At 59.8% G+C, this 6,337-nt stretch carries 5 protein-coding genes; 1 reads left to right on the top strand and 4 read right to left on the bottom strand.

The window, feature by feature from the left end; genetic code table 11:
- Positions 1–127: 127 nt before the first annotated feature.
- Entirely contained in the window at positions 128–841 is a 714-nt protein-coding gene (locus tag BS627_RS20325) for a L,D-transpeptidase (protein WP_077984989.1), read from the bottom strand.
- Between the two features lie 183 nt (positions 842–1,024).
- Here BS627_RS20325 and BS627_RS20320 point away from each other — a divergent pair, with 183 nt between their 5' ends.
- Positions 1,025–1,510 carry an MmcB family DNA repair protein gene (locus tag BS627_RS20320; RefSeq protein WP_077984991.1) on the top strand — a complete coding sequence of 162 codons (486 nt, stop codon included), beginning with the start codon at positions 1,025–1,027 and terminating at the stop codon, positions 1,508–1,510.
- A 5-nt stretch (positions 1,511–1,515) separates the two neighbouring features.
- Here BS627_RS20320 and BS627_RS20315 read toward each other — a convergent pair whose 3' ends face one another.
- The 3 genes from BS627_RS20315 to hrpB form a co-directional block, all read right to left on the bottom strand.
- Positions 1,516–2,103 (bottom strand): ActR/PrrA/RegA family redox response regulator transcription factor, encoded by a 588-nt coding sequence (locus tag BS627_RS20315; RefSeq protein ID WP_077984988.1) that lies wholly within the window; start codon positions 2,101–2,103, stop codon positions 1,516–1,518.
- Positions 2,104–2,176: 73 nt separating this feature from the next.
- Complete coding sequence (actS, locus tag BS627_RS20310) at positions 2,177–3,484, bottom strand: two-component system sensor histidine kinase ActS (RefSeq protein ID WP_077984990.1); 1,308 nt, start codon at positions 3,482–3,484, stop codon at positions 2,177–2,179.
- Positions 3,485–3,513: 29 nt separating this feature from the next.
- Positions 3,514–6,000, bottom strand: a complete 2,487-nt coding sequence (gene hrpB, locus BS627_RS20305) for an ATP-dependent helicase HrpB (RefSeq protein ID WP_077984987.1) — start codon at positions 5,998–6,000, stop codon at positions 3,514–3,516.
- Between the last annotated feature and the right edge of the window lie 337 nt (positions 6,001–6,337).

Below are 6,337 nucleotides of genomic sequence, written 5' to 3'. Positions count from 1 at the left end.
TTCAGGAGCAGGTTTCTTCAACATGTCCCAATGAATCATAAACCCCCAGCTCACGCCAGGGGTTTGTCAGCAGTCTGAAGCCGCCGGGGATATCCACGGCGGCTTTTTCTTATCCGGTATCTGATCTTTACTGGATCACGACCACTTTCGTGCTGCGTCCGGGACGGACGCGGCTGTAGAGGTCGATCACATCCTGATTGATCATGCGGATGCAGCCGGAAGAGGCCGCGGTGCCGATAGAAGCCCACTCGGGCGAACCATGGATGCGGAACAGCGTGTCCTGTCCCTTTTCGTTGAAGAGATACATGGCGCGCGCGCCGAGCGGGTTGGAAAGGCCCGGGCCCATGCCGGCCTCGACATATTTCGCCACTTCCGGCTTGCGGTCGGCCATTTCCTTCGGCGGATGCCACATCGGCCATTCCTGCTTCCAAGCGACATAGGCTTCACCGGCCCAGGCAAAACCCGCCTTGCCGACGCCGATGCCGTAACGAACCGCACGGTTGCCGGACAGGATGTAATAGAGGTAGCGATCGCGCGTATTGACGATGATGGTGCCAGGGCGCTCCGAAGTCTGGAACTCGACGATCTGGCGACGGTACTTCTCATTCACGCGATTGATCGGAATGGCCGGCAGCGCATAGCCCGCATCGGTCACGGGACCGTACACATCGTTGAAGATCTGGACCGTTTCGACCTTCGCCGGAACGGGATCGGCAACCGGTACTGACGCTGCGATCTTGCCGGAGGTCGGAGTGGAGGATTGGGAGGTCGTTTCGGCGCAGCCGGCCAGAGCCAGTGCTGCCGTCAGACCGAGTGCCGTCAATGGGGTACGGATGCGCATGTTGTTCTCGCGGAAAATTCGCCAAATTGTGCGAAGGAGTAGGCTTAATTGGATAAATCGGTTATTTTCCATTCAGCCGCTCTTGGCAAGCCGTTGCGCCGCCGCGAGGTGGTTGCGCCTTTAAAATTGCCGGTTGATTGCCTTTTTGCAACAATGGGCCAAACGCTTCAGCAGCCTTTATCCATGACTATTCTTTCCGTTACCAACAATAATCCGTTAATCGACGGCCGCCAGTCGGACAAGGCGATGCTGGTGCGCCGCGGCGTTCAGGTGCTTCTGCACGAAATGCGCCATTCGGTGCTGCCGGAGTTGCCGCTTGCAAGCGGGCGACGGGCCGATCTCATCAGTCTGTCGGTCAAGGGTGAAATCTGGATCATCGAAATCAAATCCTCCATCGAGGATTTCCGTGTGGATCGCAAATGGCCGGACTATCGCCTGCATTGCGACCGACTGTTCTTCGCCACCCATCCAGAGGTTCCGACCGATATATTCCCGGAGGAATGCGGGCTGATCCTGTCGGATGGATATGGTGCCCACGTGCTGCGCGATGCGCCGGAACATAAATTGCCGCCGGCGACCCGCAAATCGGTGATGTTGGATTTTTCGAGAACCGCTGCGACCCGGCTGATGCTGGCGGAATGGACAACCGGGCGCAGCTTCGGCGAATAATACCGTTACTTTGGGGCGCGTTTCGCGAGAATGCGCTGCAAGGTGCGCCGGTGCATGTTGAGCCGGCGCGCTGTTTCCGAAACGTTTCGCTCGCACATTTCATAAACGCGCTGAATATGCTCCCACCGAACCCGGTCTGCCGACATGGGGTTTTCGGGAACTTCGGTCTTTTCACCCTTGCGCTGCGTCAGCGCATTGAACACATCGTCCGCATCGGCGGGCTTTGCCAGATAGTCCAGCGCTCCGAGTTTCACGGCGGTAACGGCGGTTGCAATATTGCCATAGCCGGTCAGAACCACGATCTGCGTATCGTCCCGGTTCTGCCTGATCGCCTCGATGACTTCCAGACCGTTGCCATCCGCAAGCCTCAGATCGACCACCGCATACTTCGGCGGCGCAGCCCTGGAGCGGGCAATGCCGTCGCTCACCGTCTCGGCCGTATCGACGGCAAAGCCGCGTGTTTCCATTGCCCGGGCAAGCCGGCGCAAAAACGGGCCGTCATCATCGACAATCAGCAGCGATCTGTCGGGTCCGATCGGATCGCCGTCGTCCGTTGGCGCGCTGGTGGAGTTGTTCTCGTCGTCTGTCTTCATGTTTGCGGCCTTCCGGCAACTTCGTCGGCTTTGTTTTCTTCTTCTTATCGCCGCTTCAACGTGGATGGTAAAGTCAACGGCTTCTTTTATCGTCCATAAGCGCTCGAGGCCAGACGATTGTCACCCTTGCTCCCTTTTCGCTTGTGCCACGATTTTCAAAAGTGACACTGGCGCCGGAGCGCTCCAGCAGGGTCTTGGCGATGAAAAGCCCAAGCCCGAGCCCGCCCGCCCGTGTGTCGTTGTGACGTTCGGTCACATAGGGTTCGCCGATACGCGCAAGCACGTCATGGGCGTAACCCGGCCCGTCGTCTTCAATGATGACGGCGACGTTCTGCTGATCGTAATCTACGGTTACGGTCACCTTTTCCCGCGCATAATCCACGCCGTTTTCAATGAGGTTGCCAAGACCGTAGATGATACCGGCATTGCGGATACCGACAGGTTCGTCGGCGCGATTGTTCTTTTCAACGAGTTCGAGGCGGATGCCGAATTCCCGGTGCGGCGCCATCACCTCCTCGATCAGCGAGGAGAGCGGCAGGCGGCGCATATGTTCTTCGTTGTCGGTGGAAAGAGAGGTGAGCCGGCGCAGAATATCGCGGCATCTTTCGCTCTGGCTGCGCAGCAGCGCTATATCTTCGCCAAATTTTTCGTCGTGTCCAAGTTCCCGCTCCATCTCCTTCGCGACAACGCTGATTGTTGCGAGCGGCGTGCCGAGCTCGTGCGCCGCCGCCGCCGCCAGCCCGTCCAGCTGCGAGAGATGTTTTTCCCGCTCCAGCACCAGCTCCGTTGCAGCCAGCGCATCCGCCAGCTGGTTTGCCTCATGCGAAACGCGATAGGCATAAAAGGCCGCAAAAGAGGTTGTGGCGATGATCGCGACCCAGGTGCCGACATGCAGCAGAAGCTGGATCGGCAAAACCTCGCCGGGATACCACGGAACCGGAAAGGGTGAAAAGGCGATTGCGGTCGAGCAGATGATGGCAAAGCCAAGAAGAATAAGCGAATGCCGTAACGGCTGGGAGGCAAACGCAATGATGACCTGCACGCAGATAAGCGGCGCGAAGGGATTGGAAAGTCCGCCGGTGATGTAAATGAGTGCCGTCAATTGCAGCAGGTCGAAGGCCAGAAGCAATGTCGCTTCCCAGGGCTCCAGACGATAGGTGGAGGGAAAACGAGCGGTGAGAAACAGATTTGCAAGAGCGAGCGCCGCAATCAATAGGCTGCAGGCCAAAAGCGGCAGGGGAAAATTGAATCCGAAGGCGACAAGCAGGATCGTCGCCGTCTGTCCCGCAACCGCCAGCCAGCGCAGCCAGACGATTGTCTGCAACCTTATCCTGCGGCTGGCGCGGCCGAGCCTCGTGGTTTCGATAGAATGGCCAGCCACCGTCATCTCCTTTACCCTGTCCCTCATCGTCACGTCCCGCGCGGTTTCGCGCGGCTAGTCGGCAGGGCCGATGCCGGGTCCTCCGGCCATGGATGGCGTGGATAACGCCCGCGCATATCCGCCCGCACATCCTTCCAGGACCCCGACCAGAAGCCCGGAAGATCGCGTGTCGTCTGTATCGGCCTGTGCGCCGGCGAGGTCAATTCCAAGAGCAGCGGCAACCGCCCCTGCGCAATGGTCGGGTGAGCTCTCAAGCCGAAAAGTTCCTGCACGCGAATGGAAAGCGTCGGTTCGCTGGCGTCGTAACGGATGGGATGCCGCTGGCCCGTCGGTGCTTCGAAATGCGTCGGCGCCAACTTGGCGAGATCGCGCGCTACCTCATGCGGCACCAGAGACAGGATCCCTTCGGAGAGGCTGCCGGGTCGAATGTCCTGCAGGCTACGCGCGCCGTTCTGAAAAGGGACGAACCACTCTTCCAGCCGCGAAAGCAACGCCTCTTCGCTGACATCTGGCCAGGGCTCCCCGATACTGGCGTTCAGAAAACCGATCCTGTCGCGCAACTGCAGCGTCTCTTTCGAAAAAGGAAGGATGCCGATGCCGAATTCCCGAACGCCATTGGCGAGCGCCTGTGCCGCCTGTTCACCCTCGGGACGGGGGAGGGGTGTCTCATCGAGGATGATGGCGCCAAGCCGTGTCACCTTTCGCGCGCGGGCCTGGCCGCTCGCCTTGTCGAAAAGCAGCTGGTCCTGCTGAACGATGAGGTGCGGCATTCGCTCCTCTATATCGGTCCTGTCTATGCCTGCCGCGGCAAGGATGCGCGGCTGCGCCGCTCGTCCGGTAATATCGGCAACCACCAGCATTTTGCTGGCCGCCAGCCGTTCTGTCTCTGCAAGCTCTGCGCCACGCCCGTTGGCCATCACATACCGTCCCCGCGCGCCGCGCTGAAGCGCGATCCTGTCCGGATAGGCGTGCAGCAGCAGCGGACCGGCCCCGCTCGGCAATTCGGCTGCCGCCGTTTTGTCGCCGATCGCGTCAAACAGCCTCGATGCCAGCTTGCGCGCCGCCTGCGCCCTTTCGCTCCTGTCGGAAAGAAAGCGCCGCAGCCTTTCATCTAGATCGATGTCGTTTCCGCCGAGCCCCTGTTCCGTCAGCATGACGGCGAGCATCGCCGCCTTCTTCCCCGCGCCTTCGCTTGCCGCCGCAATCACCATGGCCGCCAGCCGTGGCGGCAATGAAAGGCCACGCATCAGATGGCCGCGCTGCGTCAGCGCTCCGACTTTGTCGAGCGCGCCCAGATTTTTGAGAAGCGCCATCGATTCTTTAAGTGCGGCTTCGGGGGGCATATCCAGAAAGGCAAGAGAAGAGGGATCCTGAACACCCCAATGGGCGAGATCGAGCACAAGGCCGGCAAGATCGCTTGCCAGAATTTGCGGTGGCGTGAAGGCGTTGAGCGCCGCCGTCTGCCCCGGATGCCACAGGCGGATCGCAACACCGGGTTCCGTTCGCCCGGCGCGTCCCGCCCGCTGGTCGGCGGAAGCGCGCGACACCCGCAACGTCTCCAGCCTCGTGATTCCCGTTGCGGGCTCGAAGACAGGTAGTCGCTGCAATCCGCTGTCGATCACCACACGCACGCCATCGATGGTAATCGAGGTCTCCGCAATCGAGGTGGCAAGCACGATCTTGCGTCGTCCGGCCGGCGCCGGCTTTATCGCCGCATCCTGCTCCTTCTGCGAAAGGTTGCCGTAAAGCGGGATGATATCCGTATCTGCGGGAAAACGTCCCTCCAGCCGTACGGCCGTTCGGGTAATTTCCGACTGCCCCGGCAGAAAGGCGAGGATGGAGCCGGTTTCCGACCCATGGACCTCAGTGATCGCCTTGGTAACTTTCTCTTCAATCGGCACGCCCTGCCAACGATCCTCATAACGGAGGTCGATTGGAAACGTCCGCCCAAGGCTCTGAATGATCGGGGCGTCTGCCATGAGCGTGCTGATGCGTTCGACATCGAGCGTGGCGGACATGACGAGGATACGCAGATCGTCGCGCAACCCACCCTGCACATCAAGCGCTAGCGCCAGTCCGAAATCGCCGTCGAGCGAACGCTCGTGAAACTCGTCGAATATCACCGTCGAAACGCCGGCAAGTTCAGGATCGTCCAGGACCATGCGGGCAAACACGCCTTCGGTCACCACTTCGACGCGTGTTTTCGAGGAGATGCGATTGTCGAGCCGCATGCGGTAGCCGACGGTTTGCCCGACATCCTCGTGAAGCAGTTCGGCCATGCGCCCGGCTGCGGCACGCGCGGCGAGCCGGCGCGGTTCGAGAAGAATGATCTTGCCGTCACCCCGCCAGTCCTGCTGCAAGAGATGAAGCGGCACCAGCGTCGTTTTACCCGCGCCCGGTGGAGCCGAAAGAACTGCGCGCTTCGCCCCGGCCAGAGCCTCGGCGATATCGCCGAGAACGGCACTCACGGGAAGTTCGGGCAACTCGGTCTTTATAGGAACGGGCATTCTAGTCATGCAAACAGGCCTGCGGCTCTGGGGTGGTGTTTAAGCGTCTCATATGCCGTTTCTAATGCACCGTCCCGCACTTTGACAGCCGTATGTAAGGAGCAGGCAAATGCTCCGTCGTTAAAGTCACGGTTCCTTGCGCGCTATTTGCAGTCAGGACCGGAGAGCAGGCATTGGGCGTGTGGCGAAATGTCGGAAGATTCCGTCTCTTTCGCTTGTTTTTGCTTCGCTTCACGAAACTACCTAATAAAATCAATGGTTTGATAAAAATGTCAGTTTTTTGACGATAGGTGTGTTGACTTGTTTGGTGAGGTTCTCTTATAAGTCCGCTCACTGAACGAGGGCG

It is taken from the genome of Agrobacterium salinitolerans (assembly GCF_002008225.1).
Classification (GTDB): Bacteria; Pseudomonadota; Alphaproteobacteria; order Rhizobiales; family Rhizobiaceae; genus Agrobacterium; species Agrobacterium salinitolerans.
The sequence above is the reverse complement of the archived record's forward strand: the minus strand, read 5'-3'. Positions and strand labels throughout refer to the sequence as shown.

Bases quoted from the DNA above. Each gene is read 5' to 3' on its own strand.
- BS627_RS20320 (WP_077984991.1), top strand. From the start codon at position 1,025: ATGACTATTCTTTCCGTTACCAACAATAATCCGTTAATCGACGGCCGC.
- hrpB (WP_077984987.1), bottom strand. From the start codon at position 6,000: ATGACTAGAATGCCCGTTCCTATAAAGACCGAGTTGCCCGAACTTCCC.
- BS627_RS20315 (WP_077984988.1), bottom strand. From the start codon at position 2,103: ATGAAGACAGACGACGAGAACAACTCCACCAGCGCGCCAACGGACGAC.
- BS627_RS20325 (WP_077984989.1), bottom strand. From the start codon at position 841: ATGCGCATCCGTACCCCATTGACGGCACTCGGTCTGACGGCAGCACTG.